Origin of the sequence: Burkholderia sp. Se-20378, from assembly GCF_017104665.1 — a bacterium.
GTDB lineage: Bacteria > Pseudomonadota > Gammaproteobacteria > Burkholderiales > Burkholderiaceae > Burkholderia > Burkholderia lata.
Genome location: NZ_JAAGPG010000058.1, coordinates 1 through 20,272 on the forward strand (window position 1 = coordinate 1; position 20,272 = coordinate 20,272).

The 20,272-nt window shown below is 66.3% G+C and carries 15 protein-coding genes; 9 read left to right on the plus strand and 6 right to left on the minus strand.

All coding sequences use genetic code 11. From position 1 onward, the window contains the following. Positions 1–104 precede the first annotated feature (104 nt). Positions 105–896 (minus strand): transcriptional initiation protein Tat, encoded by a 792-nt coding sequence (locus tag G3N93_RS09735; protein ID WP_206132901.1) that lies wholly within the window; start codon positions 894–896, stop codon positions 105–107. Positions 897–1,289: 393 nt separating this feature from the next. Here G3N93_RS09735 and G3N93_RS09740 point away from each other — a divergent pair, with 393 nt between their 5' ends. Beyond that, on the plus strand, positions 1,290–2,165 hold the full coding sequence (locus G3N93_RS09740; protein ID WP_206132902.1) for a LysR family transcriptional regulator: 876 nt from the start codon (positions 1,290–1,292) through the stop codon (positions 2,163–2,165). A gap of 33 nt (positions 2,166–2,198) precedes the next feature. Here the strand turns inward: G3N93_RS09740 and G3N93_RS09745 are convergent, their stop codons facing one another. Both G3N93_RS09745 and G3N93_RS09750 read right to left on the minus strand, forming a co-directional pair. Continuing rightward, positions 2,199–3,401 carry a multidrug effflux MFS transporter gene (locus G3N93_RS09745; protein WP_206132903.1) on the minus strand — a complete coding sequence of 401 codons (1,203 nt, stop codon included), beginning with the start codon at positions 3,399–3,401 and terminating at the stop codon, positions 2,199–2,201. Positions 3,402–3,896: 495 nt separating this feature from the next. Beyond that, the gene (locus G3N93_RS09750) at positions 3,897–6,080 is read right to left on the minus strand and encodes a TonB-dependent siderophore receptor (protein ID WP_206132904.1); all 2,184 of its coding nucleotides are present in this window, start codon (positions 6,078–6,080) and stop codon (positions 3,897–3,899) included. 399 nt (positions 6,081–6,479) lie between these two features. Between G3N93_RS09750 and G3N93_RS09755 the strand changes: the two genes are divergently transcribed. Further along, the gene (locus G3N93_RS09755) at positions 6,480–6,926 is read left to right on the plus strand and encodes a hypothetical protein (RefSeq protein ID WP_174942213.1); all 447 of its coding nucleotides are present in this window, start codon (positions 6,480–6,482) and stop codon (positions 6,924–6,926) included. A 51-nt stretch (positions 6,927–6,977) separates the two neighbouring features. Here G3N93_RS09755 and G3N93_RS09760 read toward each other — a convergent pair whose 3' ends face one another. Beyond that, the gene (locus tag G3N93_RS09760; protein ID WP_206132905.1) at positions 6,978–7,724 is read right to left on the minus strand and encodes a TetR/AcrR family transcriptional regulator; all 747 of its coding nucleotides are present in this window, start codon (positions 7,722–7,724) and stop codon (positions 6,978–6,980) included. Between the two features lie 170 nt (positions 7,725–7,894). Here G3N93_RS09760 and G3N93_RS09765 point away from each other — a divergent pair, with 170 nt between their 5' ends. From G3N93_RS09765 to G3N93_RS09790, 6 genes are all read left to right on the plus strand, one after another. Beyond that, the gene (locus G3N93_RS09765; protein ID WP_041493178.1) at positions 7,895–9,076 is read left to right on the plus strand and encodes an isovaleryl-CoA dehydrogenase; all 1,182 of its coding nucleotides are present in this window, start codon (positions 7,895–7,897) and stop codon (positions 9,074–9,076) included. A gap of 31 nt (positions 9,077–9,107) precedes the next feature. Then, complete coding sequence (locus G3N93_RS09770; RefSeq protein WP_206132906.1) at positions 9,108–10,715, plus strand: carboxyl transferase domain-containing protein; 1,608 nt, start codon at positions 9,108–9,110, stop codon at positions 10,713–10,715. Between the two features lie 19 nt (positions 10,716–10,734). Further along, on the plus strand, positions 10,735–11,520 hold the full coding sequence (locus G3N93_RS09775; protein WP_034190576.1) for an enoyl-CoA hydratase/isomerase family protein: 786 nt from the start codon (positions 10,735–10,737) through the stop codon (positions 11,518–11,520). 45 nt (positions 11,521–11,565) lie between these two features. Further along, a complete protein-coding gene (locus tag G3N93_RS09780; protein ID WP_174942207.1) occupies positions 11,566–13,563 on the plus strand; it encodes an acetyl/propionyl/methylcrotonyl-CoA carboxylase subunit alpha in 1,998 nt (665 codons plus the stop codon). A 316-nt stretch (positions 13,564–13,879) separates the two neighbouring features. Then, entirely contained in the window at positions 13,880–14,092 is a 213-nt protein-coding gene (locus G3N93_RS09785) for a hypothetical protein (RefSeq protein WP_206132907.1), read from the plus strand. 42 nt (positions 14,093–14,134) lie between these two features. Beyond that, a complete protein-coding gene (locus G3N93_RS09790; protein ID WP_174942203.1) occupies positions 14,135–16,249 on the plus strand; it encodes a phosphocholine-specific phospholipase C in 2,115 nt (704 codons plus the stop codon). A gap of 75 nt (positions 16,250–16,324) precedes the next feature. On the opposite strand, the gene G3N93_RS09795 is transcribed toward G3N93_RS09790, so the two are convergent. Together G3N93_RS09795 and G3N93_RS09800 are read right to left on the minus strand one after the other, a co-directional pair. Continuing rightward, entirely contained in the window at positions 16,325–17,644 is a 1,320-nt protein-coding gene (locus G3N93_RS09795; RefSeq protein ID WP_206132908.1) for a galactosyl transferase GMA12/MNN10 domain protein, read from the minus strand. Further along, the gene (locus G3N93_RS09800) at positions 17,641–18,480 is read right to left on the minus strand and encodes a class I SAM-dependent methyltransferase (RefSeq protein ID WP_206132909.1); all 840 of its coding nucleotides are present in this window, start codon (positions 18,478–18,480) and stop codon (positions 17,641–17,643) included. The genes G3N93_RS09795 and G3N93_RS09800 overlap by 4 nt, the downstream gene beginning before the upstream one ends. A 132-nt stretch (positions 18,481–18,612) precedes the next feature. On the opposite strand from G3N93_RS09800, the gene G3N93_RS09805 reads away from it, so the two are divergent. Beyond that, entirely contained in the window at positions 18,613–19,755 is a 1,143-nt protein-coding gene (locus G3N93_RS09805; RefSeq protein ID WP_206132910.1) for a DUF2827 domain-containing protein, read from the plus strand. Positions 19,756–20,272 lie beyond the last annotated feature (517 nt).

Consider the following 20,272-nt stretch of genomic DNA (forward strand, 5'->3'; position numbering starts at 1 on the left):
CGCCGACGCGCAGCAGAGCCACGCGGCCAGCACGGCGCGCAGCGTGCGCCGACGGCGGCGCGATGACGGTTGCGGTTGACGGGGGATCGATGTCATCGCGGGGCTCATTTTGCGTACGTGAAGCCGGCCTGCTGCAGTTCGGGCAGCGTGCCGACCGCGCCCGGCGTGACGATCGCCGACGGGATCACGTGGTTGGTCAGGTCGGCCGCGAGCGCATCGAGCGGCAGCTTGTCGGGATTCGCGTTCGCGGCGTCGAGGCGTTCCGCGAGTTCCCAGATCGCGTTGTGGCACGACAGGAACACGACGCCGCGCTGTTGCAACGCAGCGAGGCTGTTGTCGTGCGACGAGAACGCGCCGTCGGGCAACTCGTGGTCTTGTGCACCCTTCGATTGCGCGGGCTTCGCGTCGAGCAGCGTGTTGGACGGAAACGCGGCGCCGGCGAATTTCGCGAGGCCGTATTTGTCCCACGCGGCCTTGTCGAACAGCGCGAGATGCGCGCTGCCGTGCGTGGCCGACACGACGAGGAAATCCGGATGGCGGTACGACCAGATCTGCGCGTTCAACGAGTTGCGCATCAGGTTCAGCCACGGGCCGCCGAGCTCGGTGTTGTCCCACACCTGCTTCGGGCCGCCGCGGTAGCCGGTCACTTCGGCGAGCGCCGCGTGATCCCACTGGTCGGGGCGTTCGAGGATCATCGGCACCGTCTTGAAGTCGCGCCGCCTCGGTGCGGCCGCGAGGCGGCGCGTGAGATCGGCGAGGTGCGTGGCGCCGCCGGGCAGCAGCGCGCCGGTTTCTGGCGTGGCGGCGTGAGCGGAGCGCGCAGCGGCGAGCAGCGCGGTGCCGGCCGCGAGGCCGAGTGTCTTGAGCGCGCCTCGGCGCGCATGCCGGTCGGACATGGCTTTTATCTCCCGGAATCGTTTTTGTGGGGGCGTGTCGCGTTGCCGTGCAGTGATGCGGCGTCGCGAATGCGTAGCCAGTCTAGCGGCGCGCGCTCGATACGGAAAATCGCGATATCGGATGGGAGATATTCGAGGGTCTGATGATTGGACGGCTGGGTGGGGGCGGTGCGATCGGTGCGACGGCCATCGGAACGCGTGTGTTGCATCCGACCTGCTTCGGCGCGCCGAGTAGTTGGGGGACATCCCGCGGACGGCTCCGGCTTGGTTTGGTGAATTGGCCGGAATATTGATCTGGATGACTGATTATGTGACGCGGGGAGCAAGAAGGCGGCTTGTATAATCGCCCCCCCAACGAATGCACCCACGCTTTACCGAGAGAGAACGTTATCCATGAACTGGGACGATGCCCGCGTTTTTCTGGCAGTTCATCGCACCGGGACGCTGCGCGAAGCCGCGGCCGTGCTCGATGTCGATCAGGCCACCGTGGGGCGACGCCTGACGGCGCTCGAGAAGGCGCTGGGCGCGAAGCTGTTTCTCAAGACGTCGTCCGGCTATGTCGTGACGCAGGTCGGCGAGCATTCGCTGCAGGCCGCGGAAGCGATGGAGCAGGCGGCGAGCGACTTCGAGCGTCGCGTCCACGGTTCGGACGACCGGCTCGAAGGCGAGGTGCGGGTGACGACGACCGATTCCCTCGCGATGGATTTCGTCGTGCCCGCGATACGGTCGTTGCGACGGAAATGCCCCGCGATACACGTGGTTCTGACAACGTCGGTGCAGGTGCTCAACCTGACCCGGCGCGATGCGGATCTCGCGATTCGAACCGTGATGCCGGAAAACCCCGATCTGGTTCGCCGGAAGCTGGCCGAGTGGGAGGTCGGGCTGTTCGCGAGTCGCGAGTATCTGGATGCGCACGGCGAGCCCGCGACCGGGGCCGCCTTCGACGGGCATGACCTGGTCGTCTACCAACCCTCCATCACGTCCAACCAGGGCGACACGCTGTGCGGCGAGTCGATGGAACGCGGGCGCATCGCTGCGCAAGTGAGTTCGAGCCTGATGCTGGCGACAGCGATCCGGTCGGGCATCGGCATCGGCGAACTGCCGGTGTATATGGCGCAAGAGGATGATTCGCTCGTGCGAATCTGGCCCGACAAGTCGCGAGCTGCGCCGTACCGGGTCTGGCTCGTGTCGCATACGGACCTGAACCGGACGGCGCGCGTTCGGGCCGTCACCGCCGAGATTGCTGCTTCGTTCGACCGCTATCGATAGCGGCCGGGATCTTGCCGGTGCGGGGCCGGGTACTCAACGGGGCTGGGCCTTGCGCATCGACAGCGTACGTCGCGCGGCATACCAGCGCGGCACGATCGCAACCGCCGCGACGATCGCGAAGAACGGCATGGCCGTCGCGAGCACGTGGCTGCCGGTGCCGAGCAGGCTGCCGGACACGGTGGCCGCGAGCGACGCACTGCCGATCTGGAAGAAGCCGACGAGCCCGGAGGCCGTGGCCGCGCGCCCGTGTTCGCTTGCGATGGCGCCCGATACGGCGAGCGACAGCGACGATCCGTTCGACAGGCTGACGACGAACATCGGCAAGACGATCGCGATGACGCCCTTGACGTGCGCCGACTCGCACAGCGCGAATGCGATGCCGCCGGCTACGAAGCAGCCCACGCCGGCCGCGACGATCGCGTCGTAGGACATCCGGTCGAGCATGCGGCGCGAGAGCAGGTTGGCGGAAATGATGCCGGCGGTCAGCGGCAGATAAAGCCAGCCGCTTTGCTGTTCCGACAGACCGAGGCCGGCGAAGATGAACGGCGATTGCGTCAGGTAGACGAACCACGCGCAATAGATCGCGCAGACGACGAGCGTGTACCGGATGAATGCCCGATCCCCGAGCACGTCGGCGAAGCCGGCCAGCGGCACGGCGCGATGTTGCCCCGGCGTGACGGGCGGCCGCGTTTCCTTCAGAAGAAGCTGGACGAGCACGAGCGCGAGCCCGCCAAACGCGGCGACGAAAATGAAATCGCTCCGCCACCCGAACCACGCCGCCAGATATCCGCCGATTGCGGGCGCGATCGCCGGAGACAGCGACACGAGCGGATACACGATGCTGTAGACCTTCGCGGATGCGTTCTTGTCGCAGGTGTCGGCGATGATCGCGCGACCGATGACGAGGCCGGACGCCGCGCCGAGCGCTTCGAGCACGCGCCAGCCGAGAAAGCTTGTGAAGCCGCTGGCGCTGGCACAGCCGATCGAGCCGGCGATGTACACGAGGATGCCGACCGTCAGCACGGGTTTGCGTCCCCATCGATCGGACAGGGGGCCGTAGAACAGTTGCGCGCAGGCGAGCACGATCAGGTACGCCGATACCGTCTGCGGCATCTGCCATGCGCCGATCGAAAACTCGTGGGCCATCGACGGCATCGCGGGCAGGTAGACGTCGGACGTGATCAGGCCAAAGGCGCTCAACAGGGAGACGACGAGGATCAGTGAGAAGTTGGACATGTTCGCTGGGTGGTTGAGGCGGAGCGCGTGAGCGCGCGGAGATGACGGCGCGCATCGAGCAGCCCTGAGAAAAGGCCGCGGCGATCATACGGCGTGCGATGCGGTTCGGGAGCGGGCGGAAATGCATCGCTCGAATGCATTTTTGCGGGCAGCGCAGCGGGTGCCGGGGAGGCGTGTGGAGGGCGGCGTCGGGCGTTGTGCGGGACGCCGGTCAAGCAGAATCCTGCGCGGGTGTTGGTGGCGAGCAACGAGGCGTCTCGCTGTCGTTCTTGTTGCGCCGGATGGTCGGACGATGTTTCGTCGAAGCGTTGCTGTTCGACGCAACGTGCGCGGGCTTGCCGCAATCGATCAACCGTGAAGTAGCCGGGATGCTGCGCCAAGGAGGGGAGAGGGGAGCGGCTGCGCGTGGAAGGCAGCCGCTGATGCGGGTTTGCGCGTGGGCCGTCGCTTGCCGGCCAGCCCACGTACGCATCAGGCCATCAGACCATCAGACCATCAGAACGACACCGTCGTCGTCAGCGTGACGAGCCGCGGCTCGCCAACCGCGACGATCAGGTTGTTGTTGCTCGACGGGTAGTAGGTCTTGTCGAGCAGGTTCTTCACGTTGAGCTGGAAGCGCGTCGGGAACTTGCCGATCGTCGTTTCGTAGGCCGCGAACGCGTCGACGGTCACATAGCCGGGCAGCGTGAAGCTGTTCGCGGTGTCCCCCGGGCGTGCACCGACAAGACGTGCGCCGCCGCCAAAGCGCCAGCGGCCAGGCAGGTTCGCGATCGCCGTGTCGTACACCGCGAACAGGCTGCCTGTGTGGCGCGCGACGTTGACGAGCGGTGTGTTGCTGTCGCGATCGTTCGCGTTCGTATAGGCGTAGCTGCCGATCACGCTCAGATGGCGCGTGATCTGCCCCGCGACGTCGAGCTCGATCCCGCGCGAGCGCGCGGTGCCGATCGTCGACGTGAGATCGCCGACCGTGACCGCGACGTTGCGCTTGTCGATCTGGTAGACCGCGAGCGTGCCGGTGATCGCCGGCTTCAGGCTGAACTTCAGCCCGGCCTCGAGCACGCGGCCATATTCGGGCGCGAGCGGCGCGGCCACGTTCGTGGCGACGTTCGGCTTGAACGAGCGGCTCACGTTCGCATAGGCAGTCAGCGCCGGCGTGAGCGCATATGCGAGCCCGAACTGCGGCAGCCACACGGTGCCGCGCGAGCGGTCGGCGAACGCGAACGGCCGCCCCATCCCCGATTCCTGCTGCCAGTTTTCCCAGCGCAATCCGCCTACCGCCGTGAGCCGGTCGGTGAGCTTCACCGAGTCCTGCACGATCGTCGAATACGCATGCACCACCGAGCGCGAATCGCTCTGCTTCGGGTTGGGCGTGCCGCCCGGCGCGAGCAGGTCGTACACGGGATCGTAAAGATTGAAGCCCTTGGTTGCTTTGCCGCGGATCGTGTCGCCGCGGAAGCTGCGCTGCCGCTCGTATTCGCCGCCGATATAGATCGCGTGGTTCATCCCGGCGAGCGTCACGTTGCCGAGCAGGCCGAGCGTCGCGATCTGGTCGGAATCGTTGCGCCCGAGGTTCGCATCGGACGAGCGCGTCAGTGCGCCGGTCGTGCTGTTGAACGCGGTGGCGCGGGTGATGGTTTGGTCGTAGCGATCGCGGCCCCAGCCGTAGGTCGCACGCACGCGCCACGCATCGGAGAAGCGGTGCTCGATGCGTGCGCGCAGCGTTTCCTGGATGCCGTTGCTCTGCGACCATGCTTCTTCATAGCGGCGATAGCGCAGCGCATCGTCGAGCTGGCCGTTCACGAGCACGGTGCCGCGATCGAACGGCGTCGTGTAGTCGACGTACTGGTAGCTGACGTCGATCGACGTGTTCGCGTCGCGCCACGACAGCGCGGGCGCGATCAGCGCGTCGCGCTGGCGGCCGAAGCTGCGCCAGTAGCGGCTCGTGTCGTATTGCCCGGTCAGCCGGAACGCGAGCGTGCCGCCCGCGACCTGGCCCGGCTTGCCGAGCGGGCCCGTGAGGTCGAACGTCGCACTGCTGCCGCCGTGGCTCGTGCGCGACGCGGAAATCGAGCCGCCGAACGTGTCTTCCGGCTTGCGCGTGACGAGGTTGATCACGCCGCCCGGATCCTGCATCCCGTAGAGCAGCGACGCCGGGCCCTTCAGCACTTCGACGCGGTCGATCGTCGCGAGATAGCTGTGCAGCACCGGCGTGCGCACGCCGTCGACGAGCACGGAGCCGTCGTTGTTCGACCCGAAGCCGCGCTTGATGAACGCGTCGCGCGTGCCGCCGAGCGTGTTGGTCTGGGTGACGCCGCTGATGTTGCCGAGCACGTCGTCGAGCGAGCGCGCCTGCTGGTCCTGCATCACGCTGCTGCTGACCACCGCGACCGATTGCGGAATTTCCTTGATCGAACGGTTGTCGCCGCCCGCGATGCTCGTGGTGCGCGGCTGATAGCCGACCGTCGGATCGGCGGTTGCCGATGCGCTGACGCTGATGGCCGGGAGTTCGCGCGCGGTCGGCGGCGCGGGTGTGGAAGCGGCAGCAGCGGGCTCGGCGTCGCCGCGTTCGGCGGCGGACGCATGCGTGCCGCTCGCGACGCACAGGGTGATCAGGGCAGGCAGGCTCGTGCGCCACGGACGCAGGGTCCGGGCGCGGCGGGGCGTTCGACGGGATGGCATGAATCGATGCAGGACGGAGTACTAAGGATCGTGTCGCGGGCCGCAGCGTTTCGCCGCGACCAGGAGGCGAATAATATATGTAATGAGAATCATTTGCAATTGTAATGAGACGATCGGCGGTGCGCGGGCCTCGGTTGCCGGGCCGTCGGTCGTCTGCTACCGTAGCGACCAAAATCAGACGCAGTGAAATTCAATGAGAGAGCCGGGGGCCGCACCATGTCATCTTCCTGTCACGTCGCGTTCAGCGCGACGCTGCACACCGCGCACGACCATGCGGGTGGTGAAGTGATCGCAGCCGTGTTCCGCCATTCGAACGATTAAAGCAACGGAAGCGAATTCGTCCGGCGCAAGCGCCGGGCTTGGATCACTTCAATCACCACGCTAGACGGGAGACCACCCATGAAGAAGATTTCCGCGCCGTTCGCGGCGGCCGCGCTTGCGGCGTGCACGATGCTGGCCGGCGTTCACCAGAGCGCCTGCGCCGCGTCGGACACCGAGCCCGCGATCGACGCGCATTACGGCGCCGTGATCGAGGCCTATACGCAGGACATGGCCGCCGCGAAGACGAAGTACGACGGCAAGCGCCTCGTGTTCGTCGGCGCCGTGATCCGGATGGGCAGCGACCCGGGCGGCACCTATTTCGGCGCGTTGACGAAGGACGGCGAGCAATTCGACACGCATTTCGACGTGGCTGACCAGGATGCGCTGAAGCCGAAATTCCCCGGCGGCGAGATCAAGCCGTTCGTCACGTCGGCGGCGTTCCGCTTCAGTTGCGTGAACGAGGGCTATATCGATGCGCCGGTGCTGCCGGGCCTGAAACTCGCACACTGCCGCCTCGCCAACTGACCGGCGCGCCGCGGCCATCGTGCCGCGGTACCGCCATCCGGCCGCCGCGCGTCACCCGCGCGTGCTTTCACCTTCCAGCCGCCGCACGGCTTCCGCCACTTCGTTCCTGAAGCGCACGAGCGCCGCCTGTTCCGGCGCCGGCGGCTGCACGGCCGCCCACAGCATGTCGACGAGCTGCGTGGCCGTCGCTTCCGTATCGAGCTTGCGGTGCCCGAGGATCGCATCCCACAGCACGTGCTCGATCGGCCCGAACACCATCGAGCGCAGCAGGCTCAGCGGCAGGTCGGTGCGCACCTGCCCGGCCGCCTGGCCGCGCGCGAGCACGTCCATCAGCGGCGCGGTGTAGCGGCGCTGCAGCGCAGTGAGTTCGTCGCTCAGCGCATGCTGTTTCGCGCGGCCTTCCGACAGCACCAGCGCGCACAGGCCCGTGCCGTTCACCAGCATCAGCCGCAGGTGGGTGCGCACGATGAACGCGAACTGCTGCTGCACCGACGCGTCCTGCGGCATCCCTTCCTCGAACGCGGCGATGTTTTCGTCGTACCAATCCGCGATGACCCGTGCGCACAGCTCGCGCTTGCCGCGGAAATAGCTGAACACCGTCGCCTCCGAGACGCCCACGCGCTGCGCGATCTCGGCGGCCGTCGCATGCTCGTAACCTTTTTCGGCGAACACTTCCCGGCCGGCGCGCAGAATGTCCTGTACGCGTTGCTGGGATTTGCGCCCGGCGGGCGCGCGCGACGTGTCGGTGCGGTCGGCTTTGACGGTGGCGGTCATGGTGTCGGCGGTAGCGGCTGTCATCTCGCCATGATATCTGAGTGTCACTCAAAAAACTATTGACGCCGAACCCGAAGAGGCGCGAAACTGTGCAAAATTTACGCTGTATTGGTCAATGAATCTGAGCATTCATTCGATTTGAGCGAAACTCAGAAATCGGTGAGTGCCACACACTTTCTGGAGACGGAGGAGACATGATCAACCTGCCCGGTGTGCAATTCATGCTCGGTGAAGACATCGAGATGCTGCGCGACGCCGTCGCGACGTTCGCGGCGAAGGAAATCACGCCGCGCGCGGCCGAGGTCGACCGCACCGACCAGTTTCCGATGGATCTGTGGAAGAAGTTCGGCGATCTCGGCGTGCTCGGCATGACGGTGGCCGAGGAATACGGCGGCGCGAACATGGGCTACACCGCGCACATGGTCGCGATGGAAGAGATCTCGCGCGCATCGGCGTCGATCGGCCTGTCGTACGGCGCGCACTCGAACCTGTGCGTGAACCAGATTCACCGCAACGGCACCGACGCGCAGAAGCAGAAATACCTGCCGAAGCTCGTGTCGGGCGAACACATCGGCGCGCTCGCGATGAGCGAGCCGAACGCCGGCTCCGACGTCGTCAGCATGAAGCTGCGCGCCGACAAGCGCGGCGATCGCTACGTGCTGAACGGCACGAAGATGTGGATCACCAACGGCCCCGATTGCGACACGCTCGTCGTCTACGCGAAGACGGACGTCGAAGCCAACTCGCGCGGCATCACCGCATTCATCGTCGAGAAGGGGATGAAAGGCTTCTCGGTCGCGCAGAAGCTCGACAAGCTCGGCATGCGCGGCTCGCATACGGGCGAGCTGGTGTTCCAGGACGTCGAAGTGCCGGAGGAGAACATCCTCGGCCAACTCAACGGCGGCGTGAAGGTGCTGATGAGCGGCCTCGACTACGAGCGCGCCGTGCTGTCGGGCGGCCCGACGGGCATCATGGCCGCGTGCCTCGACGCGGTGGTGCCGTATATCCACGACCGCAAGCAGTTCGGCCAGTCGATCGGCGAATTCCAGCTGATCCAGGGCAAGGTCGCCGACATGTACACCACGTTCCAGGCATGCCGCGCGTACCTGTACGCGGTCGGCCGCCATCTCGACTCGGCCGGCAGCGACCACATCCGCCAGGTGCGCAAGGACTGCGCGGGCGTGATCCTCTACACGGCCGAGAAGGCGACGTGGATGGCGGGCGAGGCGATCCAGATCCTCGGCGGCAACGGCTACATCAACGAATACCCGGTCGGGCGCCTGTGGCGCGATGCGAAGCTGTACGAGATCGGCGCCGGCACGAGCGAGATCCGCCGGATGCTGATCGGCCGCGAGCTGTTCGCGGAAACGATGTAACGCCCCACGTCACGCGAACGGAGCCCCGTCGATGCCGATCATCGAATCGAAACTGAACCCGCGCTCGGAAGACTTCCGCGCGAATGCCACCGCGCTCGAGGCGGTCGTCGCCGACCTGCGCGCGAAGATCGAACAGCTCGCGCAAGGCGGCGGCCAGGCCGCGCGCGACAAGCACCTGTCGCGCGGCAAGCTGCTGCCGCGCGACCGCATCGCGCAACTGCTCGATCCGGGCGCGCCGTTCCTCGAGTTCTCGCAGCTCGCGGCGAACGGCATGTACAACGACGACGCGCCGGGCGCGGGCGTCATCACCGGGATCGGCCGGATCGCCGGCCGCGAATGCGTGATCGTGTGCAACGACGCGACGGTCAAGGGCGGCACCTACTACCCGGTTACCGTGAAGAAGCACGTGCGCGCGCAGGAAATCGCCGCGGAAAACCGGCTGCCGTGCGTGTATCTCGTCGATTCGGGCGGCGCGAACCTGCCGAACCAGGATGACGTGTTTCCCGATCGCGACCACTTCGGCCGCATCTTCTTCAACCAGGCGACGATGTCGGCGGCGGGGATCGCGCAGATCGCCGTCGTGATGGGCTCGTGCACGGCAGGCGGCGCGTACGTGCCGGCGATGAGCGACGAGTCGATCATCGTGAAGGAGCAGGGCACGATTTTCCTGGGCGGGCCGCCGCTCGTGAAGGCCGCGACCGGCGAGGAAGTGAGCGCCGAGGATCTCGGCGGCGGCGACGTGCATACGCGCCTGTCCGGCGTGGCCGACCATCTCGCGCAGAACGACGCGCATGCGCTGTCGATCGCGCGCAACATCGTCGATCACCTCGCGCCGAAGATCGCGTCGCCGGTCGCGCTGCGCGAGCCGAAGCCGCCGCGCTACGACGCAAAGAGCCTGTACGGCGTGATTCCGGTCGACACGCGCAAGCCGTTCGACGTGCGCGAGGTGATCGCGCGCATCGTCGACGATTCCGAATTCGACGAATTCAAGGCGCGCTACGGCACGACGCTCGTCACGGGCTTCGCGCACATCTGGGGCCACCCGGTCGGGATCGTCGCGAACAACGGCATCCTGTTCTCCGAATCGGCCGTGAAGGGCGCGCATTTCATCGAGCTGTGCTGCCAGCGCAAGATTCCGCTCGTGTTCCTGCAGAACATCACGGGCTTCATGGTCGGGCGCAAGTACGAGAACGAAGGCATCGCGCGGCACGGCGCGAAGATGGTGACGGCCGTGTCGAACGCGAAGGTGCCGAAGTTCACGGTGATCATCGGCGGCTCGTTCGGCGCCGGCAACTACGGGATGTGCGGCCGCGCCTTCGGCCCGCGCTTCCTGTGGATGTGGCCGAACGCGCGCATCTCGGTGATGGGCGGCGAGCAGGCCGCATCGGTGCTCGCGACGGTGCGTCGCGACGGCATCGAGGCGAAGGGCGGTTCGTGGTCCGCCGAGGAAGAAGATGCGTTCAAGCAGCCGATCCGCGACCAGTACGAGCGCCAGGGCCATCCGTATTACGCGAGCGCGCGGCTGTGGGACGACGGCGTGATCGACCCCGCGCAAACGCGTGACGTGCTCGGGCTCGGCCTTGCCGCGTCGATGAACGCGCCGATCGAAGACACACGCTTCGGCGTGTTCCGCATGTAACGGCCGGGAGGGCTGAACGATGCGATACGAAACGATCAAGGTAAGTGAAGCCGGCCGCGTGGCGACCGTCACGCTCGCGCGTCCCGACGTGCGCAACGCGTTCAACGAGACGACGATCGCGGAGCTGACCACCGCGTTCGAATGGCTCGACGCGCACGAAGGCGTGCGCGCGATCGTGCTCGCCGCGGAAGGCGCGGCGTTCTGCGCGGGCGCGGACCTGAACTGGATGAAGAAGATGGCCGGTTACTCGGACGACGAGAACCGTGCCGATGCGCGCAAGCTTGCGCGGATGCTCGAGGCGATCCATCGCTGCGGCAAGCCGGTGATCGCACGCGTGCATGGCGATGCGTATGCGGGCGGCGTGGGCCTGGTGGCGGCGGCCGACATCGCGATCGCCGCCGACGGCGTGAAGTTCTGCCTGTCGGAAGCGCGGCTCGGGCTGATCCCCGCGACGATCGCGCCGTACGTGGTGCGTGCGATGGGCGAGCGCGCGGCGCGCCGCTACTTCACGACGGCCGAGGTGTTCGACAGCGCGCGCGCGGCGTCGCTCGGCTTCATTCACGACGCGGTGCCGGCCGATGCGCTCGACGAAACGGTCGCGAAGCTGGCCGCGACGCTCGTCGCGAACGGCCCCGACGCGGTGAAGGCGTGCAAGCGGCTCGTCGCCGATGTCGCCGGCCGGCCGCTCGACGCGACGCTGATCGAGCAGACTGCCGACTGGATCGCGCGCACCCGCGCCGGCGCGGAAGCGCGCGAAGGGATTGCGTCCTTCCTCGAAAAGCGCACGCCGTCGTGGCGTGAATGATCGCGCAGCGCGCGTGACTACTTCTTTCCGGACGACACCGAAGCCATGTTCGACAAGATTCTGATCGCCAACCGCGGCGAAATCGCGTGCCGCGTCGCCGCGACGTGCAAACGTCTCGGGATCGCGAGCGTCGCCGTCTACTCCGACGCGGACGCGAACGCGAAACACGTGGCCGCATGCGACGAGGCCGTGCACATTGGCGGCTCGGCCGCGGCAGACAGCTACCTGCGCATCGAGCGCATCATCGAAGCCGCGCGCGCCACGGGCGCGCAGGCAATCCACCCCGGCTACGGCTTTCTGTCGGAGAACGAAGATTTCGCGCATGCGTGCGAAGCGGCCGGCATCGTCTTCATCGGGCCGCCGGTCGACGCGATCGCGGCGATGGGGTCGAAGGCCGCCGCGAAGGCGCTGATGCACGCGGCCGCCGTGCCGCTCGTGCCAGGCTATCACGGCGACGACCAGGACGCGGCCAACCTGCATCGCGAAGCCGACGCGATCGGCTATCCGGTGCTGCTGAAGGCCAGCGCGGGTGGCGGCGGCAAGGGGATGCGCGTGGTCGAGCGCTCCGACGATTTCCCGGCGGCGCTCGCGTCGTGCCAGCGCGAAGCCGCGAGCAGTTTCGGCAACGATCGCGTGCTGATCGAGAAATACCTGCAGCGCCCGCGCCACGTCGAGGTGCAGGTGTTCGGCGACACGCACGGCAATACCGTGTACCTGTTCGACCGCGACTGCTCGGTGCAGCGCCGTCACCAGAAGGTGCTGGAAGAAGCGCCGGCGCCGGGGCTGCCCGACGATCTGCGCCGCGCGATGGGCGAAGCGGCCGTCGCGGCTGCGCGCGCGGTTGCCTATGTCGGCGCGGGCACCGTCGAATTCATCATGACGGGCGACGCGTTCTACTTCATGGAAATGAATACGCGCCTGCAGGTCGAGCATCCGGTCACCGAGATGGTCACGGGGCTCGACCTCGTCGAATGGCAACTGCGCGTCGCCTCCGGCGAGCCGCTGCCGCTGAAGCAGGATGAACTGCACGTGCAGGGCCATGCGCTCGAGGCGCGTCTCTATGCGGAGAACCCGGCGCGCGGCTTCCTGCCGTCGACGGGCACGCTGAAGCACCTGCGGCTGCCGGCAGGCGTCGAGTTCGCGATCGGTGCATCGGTGCGCGTCGACAGCGGCGTGCGCGAAGGCGATGCAATCACGCCGTTCTACGATCCGATGATCGCGAAGCTGATCGTCCATGGCGCGGACCGTGCGGAAGCGCTGAGTCTGATGCTGCGCGCACTGCGTGCCTGTGAAGTGGTCGGCCTGCACACGAACGCTGCGTTCCTGCAGCGGATCGTGGCGTGCAAACCGTTCGCGACGGCCGATCTCGACACGGGCCTGATCGAGCGTAACCACGACACGCTGTTCGCACCGCAAGAGCCGCCGCGCGCGATGCTTGCGCTCGCGTGCGCGGCGCTGTTCGCACGCGAACGCGGCGCGGCCGCGCGGGGTTCATCGCCGTGGGGCGTGCTGCCGGACTGGCGACTGAACGGCGGCTATCGCCGCACGCTCGAATGGCACGCGGCCGAGCGCGAAGCGGACGTGACGGTCACATACGAAGACGACGGCGCGGTTGCGCGCCTCGCGACCGGCGGCGCAGCCGCGCAACCGTTCGCGTGGACGCGTGGCGCCACGCCGCTCGATTTCGACGTGACGCTCGGCGGCGTGCGCAGCAGCGGCCGCGTGTATGCGGACGGCGACAACTTCCACGTGTTCACGCAAGGCACGGCGGAGACGTTCGAATGGCGCAACCTGCTCGCGCATGCGGGTGACACGGAGCAGGGCGGTGGCCGCCTGACCGCGCCGATGCCCGGCAAGGTGATCGCGGTGCTGGTCGAACCCGGCCAGAAGGTCGAAGCCGGCACGCCGCTGATCGTGATGGAAGCGATGAAGATGGAGCACACGATCGGCGCGCCGAGCGCGGGCGTCGTCGCGGAAGTGCTGTACGGCGTCGGCGACCAGGTGTCGGATGGCGCGCAGTTGCTGATGATGGCGGAAGGCTGAGCGTCGCCTGTTTCGCTGGTTGCGGGCCGGCCGCTGCGGCTGCCGGCCCGTCAGAGACGCTTCGCGATTCGTTGCTCGACCGGTGCTGCAACGGACCTGCTTCGATCGTTCGGCAAAACGAAGCAATGCGAATCTTTCGATTGCATTACGCTTCCCGCTCTCCCTTCCGTCCCGACACGTGCCGCCATCTGCGTGCACGCCGCTCGCCCCCTTGCGCGACACTGTCGTGTAACACGCTGAAATTAGCATCTCGCCGTCGACATGACCGGTGCGCACCCGCGCCTGTGTCAAGTCATCACATTCACGGAGAGACGTTATGCGAAACTCGGCCCTACGGCCCGTCGCGGTCGTTGGCCTGATCGCGCTGACCGCACTCCTCGGCGCCTGCAACGACGACCTGACCGCACCCGCCGCACCCGCCGCACCCGTCGCGCAGCAGAAGGCCGCCTGCGGCGGCGGCGTGGTCGCCACCGCGCAGATGCACTGTCCGCCCGGTTTCACCGCACCTGCCTCCTCGCCCGCTTCCTGATCCCGGCCGTTTCCACCAGAAATCCAATCAAGAGCAACCAGCATGGCCACCCATTCGCGACGCGATTTTCTGAAGTTCTCCGCCGGCCTCGCCGGCGCGACCGCCGCCACCGCACTGCTGCCCGAATCGATCCGCAAGGCGCTGGCGATCGAGCCGAATTCCGTGACGGGCACGATCCAGGATGTCCAGCACATCGTCGTGTTCATGCAGGAAAACCGCTCGTTCGACCACTACCTCGGTCACCTGAGCGGCGTGCGCGGCTACAACGACCGCTTCCCGGTCACGCTGCCGAACGGCAAGCCGGTGTGGTTCCAGCCGCGGCAGGAGGACAAGACGAGCGTGATCGCGCCGTTCCGCTACGACACGACCAACCCGGGCGTCAACGCGCAGTGCATCGGCGGCCTGCCGCATACGTGGGCGACGACGCACGGCGCGATCGACAACGGTCGCGCGGATCAATGGGCGGTGCAGAAGTCGAACATGACGATGGGCTACCACGTCCGCGACGACATCCCGTTCCATTACGCGCTCGCGGATGCGTTCACCGTGTGCGACAACTACTTCTGCTCGATTCCGGGCAACACGCACCCGAACCGCATGTACCTGATGACGGGCATGGTCGACCCGCTCGGCACGGGCGGCGGCCCGCTGCTCGACAACACCGACTACATCGACAACCAGTTCGACAAGATCCAGTTGCCGCCCTTCAGCTGGACGACGTATCCGGAGCGCCTCGAGAAAGCGGGCATCTCGTGGCAGATCTACCAGCAGGGCACCGGGTTCGACAACTTCACCGGCAACTACGGCACGAACATGCTCGCGTGCTTCAACAACTTCGTGAATGCGCCGGCCGGCTCGTCGCTGCAGACGCGCGGGATGAGCACGCGCCCGATCACGCAGCTGAAGGCCGACGTGCAGGCGAACGCGCTGCCGCAGGTGTCGTGGCTGCTGCCGCCCGCCGCGTATTCGGAGCATCCGAAGTTCACGCCGCTGTACGGCGCGTACTACCTGTCGACGATTCTCGATGCGCTGACGTCGAATCCGGAGGTGTGGAGCAAGACCGTCCTGCTGATCATGTACGACGAGAACGACGGCTTCTTCGATCACGTCGTGCCGCCGTCGGCGCCGACGCTGCCGGGTTCCGGCATGAGCACCGTGGATGTGTCGCTCGAGCGGCACAACGTCGTGACCTCGACGCAGACGGGCACGTACACGGCCGACAACCTGCCGTACGGCCTCGGGCCGCGCGTGCCGATGTTCGTGGTTTCGCCGTGGTCGAAGGGCGGCTTCGTCTGCTCGCAGGTCTTCGATCACACGTCGGTGCTGCAATTCATCGAGAAGCGCTTCGGCGTGATGGAAACGAACATCTCGCCGTGGCGTCGCGCGATCTGCGGCGATTTGACGTCGGCGCTCGACTTCTCGAAATCGGATGCCACGCTACCGACCCTGCCGAGCACGCAGGCATACGTCGCGCAGGCGGACCTGCAGTGCTCGCGCGCGTCGTCGCAGACCGCGCCAGCCAGCACCGCGCAGCAGGTCGTGACGGCGCAAGAGGCCGGCACGCGGCCGGCGCGCGCGCTGCCGTACGAACTGCACGTGACGGGCCAGCTCCAGGCGCAGGGCTACGCGCTGACGTTCGCGAATACCGGCACGCAGGGCGCGCACTTCTGGGCCTATACGGGTGACGCGACCGCGATGCCGCGCCGCTATACGGTCGAAGCGGGCAAGCAACTGACCGATACGTGGGCGCTCGACGCGAACGGCAACTACCTGGTGAGCGTGTGGGGGCCGAACGGCTATTTCCGGCGCTTCGCGGGATCGGCCGCGGCCGATGCCGGCGCGAAGCCTGAAATCACGCCGTGCTACGACACCGCCAACGGCGACGTGTACGTGACGATCGCCAACGCGGGCGCGGGCCCGCTCACGGTCACGGCGACCGATGTCGCGTACGGCGGCGCACCGCGCACGCTGACGGTTCCGGCGGGGCAGCGCGTCGAAGCGCACTGGGATCTGTCGTGCAACAGCCACTGGTACGACCTGCAGTTCGCGGTGGCGGGGAACGCCGGATGGACGCGCCGGATCGCGGGGCACGTCGAAACCGGCAAGGCCAGCCTTACCGACCCGGCTGCCGTGGCGCCGACGATGACGGCGATCTGACGTTGGCCCACGTGCGCCGGCCGGTTGCGCCCGGCCGGCGCACGCGTTTGCAACGTCGAGGTTGAACCGCCGGCGTCAGCGCAGCACCCCGTCGTCGTGCGCCATCATCAGCGCCCGCATCGCGGACCACATCCCGTAGTAGTGCACGATATGGCTGTCCGCGCGGCGAAACAGCCAGGGCGTGTTGAAGCTGACGAGATCGGCCACGCCTTCGCCTTGCAATTGTCCGTCGCGCTCCATCGCGCGAATGAAATGCAGCTGGTCGCCGTCGCTCGCATAGACGCTCGACCGGTCGTGCAGCGCAGAGATCGTCGTCATCAGGTCGCGCAGCATCGCGTCGTTGCGTTCGGTGCGCCGGAACGCCATCACGCCGGAGTTGAAAGCCCACTGGCCGATATCCTGCGCGAGCAGCCAGTCGCGGCCTTCGAGCAGCGGCTCCAGTGCTTTCTGCTGGTCGGCGATCAGCACGTCGGCATCGAGCCACACGACCCATTCATGATGCTGCAGGTACGCATGCAGCAGCCACGGCTTGAACCAGTTGCCCGTCGCGTTCAGCTCGATCTCGGCGGGAATGTCGCGATGCACGTAGAGCGTGTAGCCGTGTGCGTCGCAGTAGCGCCGGAAATTCCGTTCGGCCACGCGTGCGTAGCTGCCGATGTTCGGCGTGTACAGCATCATCAGCGCGATCGGGCGACCGGGGTTGAACGTGCTGCGCTCGGCGGCCTCGTCCGGTGCGGCGATGTCGTGATCGAACGAGAACATCGGCCGGCCGGCGGCGCGGCAGCGGTTGACGTACGCCACGAGCGTGTCGCGAAAACGCGGCGTCGCGCCTTTCCGTTCGGGTTCGTGCGGCGTGTCGTCGATGCTGATCGCGAACGTCGGTTCGCGGCTCCACATCGGATCGAGGTGGGGGCCGCACGGCATGACGGCATACAACCCGTCGATCGGTGCCACGTAGCGACGCGTGTCGAGTCCGGCGAACAGCGCGGCTTCCGAGGTCAGCTTCGGCTCGCTGCCGAGCTTGCAGCGCTGCACGAGCTGCATCACGATCGCGCGCACCTCCGCCGTGTTGCGCCAGATCTGCACGTCGACCTGCGGCAGCGGAGGCGCGAACGCGTCGACGAGCAGCATGTCGCGGCCGCTCATCAGGCGGTCGAGCGCGACGGGCTCGATGATCGCCGCGTCTTCGCTGAGCAGCAGCACGAGCTCGTCGGGTTGCGCGCCGCGCAGCACATGGAGCAGGGATTCGTAGCGATACAGCGGTCGCAACGGCAGCGCCTGCGGCATCGCGGACGCATCGACGATTTCGTGGCGATATCCGTGCGCCTGCGCGTACCGCCGGTGATTCTCGAGGCTGGCGGGCGCGACCTGGCCGAAGTGGCTGATGACGATCATTGCGCGCCCTGAAGGTCCGGCAGCGGGCGCCGCAGTCGCTCGCGAACGCTGTCCATGCTCCAGAGTCCGAGACAGCGGTCGGACATCGGCACCGTGCCGATATCGGGCCCGTAGATGATGGATTCGTTGCTGCCTTCGACCAGCAGCGTCAGCGGCGGATCGAGATCGAACGGCGCCATCTCGAGGTTGATCGGCGTCCACTGGCCGGTCGCGATGTTCGCGTTGCGCGGATAGCTGCGGTAGATGAAGGTCGTGGTCAGCAGGTAGCGCGCTTTCGTCGCGGAGAACCGCTCGAAGGCGCGGAACACATCCGCATGGGAAAAATGAAACAGGCAGTCGCGGCACAGGATCAGGTCGGCGTCCGGCAGCGGATCCCGGAGCAGGTCGAGATGCACGAAACGACGGCTCGGCGTCGTCCACGTCGCCTGGTTGGCCGTCACGAGGGTCTGCACGATATCCGCGCCGATGTAGTCGATGCCGTCGAGGTCGACATGGCGCATCCAGTTGAAATCGCCGCACGGCGCGTCGAGCATGGAGCGCACCCCGAAGCGACCCAGCAGCCCGGGCAGCTCGCGAATGATCTGCGCGGTGTTTTTCAGCTCCGAACCCCACCCGGACACGCTTTCCTGCGAGTGCCAGCCTTTTTCGTCGTGGATCTTCTGGAAGACTTGCGCGGCATTGTGTTCCATTTCGTCAGCCCTTCTTTTGATCGTGGCGCGGCAAGCCCGTCTGTCGCCCGTTCGAATGCCCGAACAACCCGGCCCACTGGCGTCGGGTGGCACGAGTATCGCACAGCGATCTGGCCGATTTGCGCGCGCCGGCCGCGCGCTGACCATCCCTGACAGTATGCGGCGGGCGCTCCGCTAGAATGCCGGGTTGCCGCCGGCGAGCGCTGCTTGACGCAGGCGGCGCTTCGCGCGCTACACTGCGTCCATTCCATCCCCATCCAACCTTCCATCCCGCCGACGATGACGTCCCCTGTCCTGAACGGCCTGCGCATCGGTATCACGATCGGACTGCGTGCCCCCGACGAAAGCCTGTGGATCAACGGCATCAAGCAGAACGCGCTGTTTCTCGCGAAGCTGCTGATGGCGTCGCCGCACGGCTACCGCGTGACGCTGGTCAATACCACCGATGTGCCGCTCACCGACGCGCTGCCGTGGGATCGCAACGTGTACGACACGCGCCCGTTCGCCGACATGAAGGATTCGCTCGACGTGGTGATCGAGCTCGGCGGGCAGATCGACGGCGAGCAGACGGCGTACCTGAAGTCGCGCGGCGCGAAGCTCGTCAGCTATTGCTGCGGCGTCGAGTACATCAACGCGATGGAATCGATGCTGTTCGGCCGCCGGATGTGGGATTCGCTGTTCATCAACCGCGGCTACGACGAGGTGTGGGCGATTCCGCAGATCGCGCCGTCGTCGCTGCCGTTCCTGCAGTCGCTGCGCCGCTGCCCGGGGCGCGTCGTGCCGTTCGTGTGGGACCCGATGTTCCTGAGCGCGCGCGCGGCGTCGCTGCCCGGGAATGGCGAATACCGGCCGCGCAGCGAGCCCGACAAGCGGCTGACCGTGATGGAGCCGAATCACAACGTCGTGAAGTTCTGCGTGTATCCGATGCTGATCATCGACGAAGCGTATCGCCGCGATCCCGACGCGATCTGCTTCGCGCACGTGACGAATGCCGACCGTCTCGCGCACGACAGCCCCGAGTTCGTGATGCTGATGAACTACCTCGACATCGTGCGCGCGGGCAAGGCGAGTTTCGTCGGACGCTTCGATACGCCGTTGTTCCTGGCCGACCTGACCGATATCGTCGTGTCGCACCAATGGTCGAACCCGCTCAACTATTTCTATTTCGACGTGTGCTGGCAGGGCTATCCGCTCGTGCACAACGCGAGCCTCGCGCCCGATCTCGGCTACTACTATCCGGACAACGACGTGCAGCAGGGCGCCGACGCGCTGCTGCGCGCGCTGCATTCGCACGATGACGACTGGGAAGCGTACACGCGGCGCCAGCGCGAGATCCTCGGCCGCTATACGTCGGCGAATCCGGCGCTCGTCGCCGAATACGATGCGCTGCTCGCGAACCTGGTCGGCGCATCGGCCGCATAAGGCCCGATTTTTCGCGCGGCGCATACCGTTGCGCCGAATCCCGCCATCGGGATTGTCCCGCCCTAATGTCTGACGAAATAATGCCGTTAAAAAAGAAACCGCCGAACCCGATCGGTTCGACGGTTTTTTGAAGGCACGAATTTGACGGCTCCGAGGGAAGTCCGTCGGAAATCATTTTAAAGGTTAACAAGTCTTGAAGATTGTTAAACATGTTTCAATCGATAATCTTCATATGAATTAACTTGATATTATCGATTCGAGGTGGTTTGATTCCGGTTTGGATATTTAATAATTCGTTTGAAACGATAATATTGAATGCTGCGATGATCGAATGACGTGCGGCAGCCGATTTTCGGCGCAGAGCAAACCGGGCGACCGGCCTCCGTGGCGGGCCTGGCAGCGAGCGCAGGCAGTGCTTCACGGGCCGGTATTTATCTGATTAATCGAGAATTTCCTGATTTTCGGGTCCCGTAAATTGCGGGAGAATTGAGTCGGGCAAGGTTGTTTAGACGAGAAT